This window comes from Leptotrichia sp. OH3620_COT-345 (assembly GCF_003932895.1).
In the GTDB taxonomy this organism is placed as follows: Bacteria; Fusobacteriota; Fusobacteriia; order Fusobacteriales; family Leptotrichiaceae; genus Pseudoleptotrichia.
Genome location: NZ_RQYW01000057.1, coordinates 1 through 1,203 on the forward strand (window position 1 = coordinate 1; position 1,203 = coordinate 1,203).

The following is a 1,203-nucleotide window of genomic DNA, read 5'->3' on the forward strand; positions in this document are numbered from 1 at the left end:
GGAGGAAAAAAAGGATGGCAAAAGCTAAATTTGAGAGAAGTAAACCACACGTAAACGTAGGGACAATAGGACACGTAGACCACGGTAAGACAACGACAACAGCAGCGATATCAAAAGTATTGGCTGAAAAAGGATTGGCTGAAAAAGTTGATTTTGAAAACATAGACCAGGCACCTGAAGAAAGAGAAAGAGGGATAACGATTAATACTGCCCATATTGAATATCAGACGGAAACAAGACACTATGCACACGTTGACTGTCCGGGACATGCTGATTATGTAAAGAATATGATTACGGGAGCGGCACAAATGGACGGGGCTATACTTGTAGTATCAGCAGCTGACGGACCGATGCCTCAAACTAGAGAGCATATTCTTTTGGCTAGACAGGTAGGAGTACCTTACATTGTAGTGTATCTTAACAAAGTAGATATGGTAGATGATGAGGAGTTATTGGAATTAGTAGAAATGGAAGTAAGAGAATTACTTACGGAGTATAATTTTCCGGGAGATGAAATACCTGTAATAAAAGGTTCATCATTGGGAGCGTTAAATGGTGAAGCGAAATGGGAAGAAAAGATAATGGAACTTATGAATGCGGTAGATAGTTACATACCGACACCTGAAAGACCTGTGGACCAAGCGTTCTTAATGCCGATAGAAGATGTATTTACGATAACGGGAAGAGGAACGGTAGTAACGGGAAGAGTAGAAAGAGGAGTAGTAAATGTAGGAGAAGAAGTTGAGATAATAGGGATAAAGCCTACGGCAAAAACTACGGTAACGGGAGTAGAAATGTTCAGAAAACTTCTTGATACTGGTCAGGCAGGAGATAATATAGGGGCATTGTTAAGAGGAACGAAGAAAGAAGAAGTAGAAAGAGGTCAGGTACTTGCAAAACCGGGAACAATTAAACCTCATACATCCTTTAAGTCTGAAGTATATGTACTTACGAAAGATGAAGGAGGAAGACATACACCGTTTTTTACAGGATATAAGCCACAGTTTTATTTTAGAACTACGGATATAACAGGAGAAGTAAACTTACCTGAAGGAGTAGAAATGGTAATGCCTGGAGATAATATAGAAATGTCAGTGGAACTTATACATCCTATTGCGATGGAAGAAGGACTGAGATTTGCCATAAGAGAAGGTGGAAGAACAGTAGCTTCAGGAGTTGTTGCTACTATCGTTAAGTAATAAA

Annotated in this window: 1 protein-coding gene; it reads left to right on the plus strand. The window is 39.6% G+C overall.

What is annotated here, in order from left to right; all coding sequences use genetic code 11:
• Positions 1-14 precede the first annotated feature (14 nt).
• Positions 15-1,199, plus strand: a complete 1,185-nt coding sequence (gene tuf, locus EII29_RS11245) for an elongation factor Tu (protein WP_125237591.1) — start codon at positions 15-17, stop codon at positions 1,197-1,199.
• Positions 1,200-1,203: the final 4 nt, after the last annotated feature.

Bases quoted from the DNA above. Each gene is read 5' to 3' on its own strand.
- tuf (WP_125237591.1), top strand. From the start codon at position 15: ATGGCAAAAGCTAAATTTGAGAGAAGTAAACCACACGTAAACGTAGGG.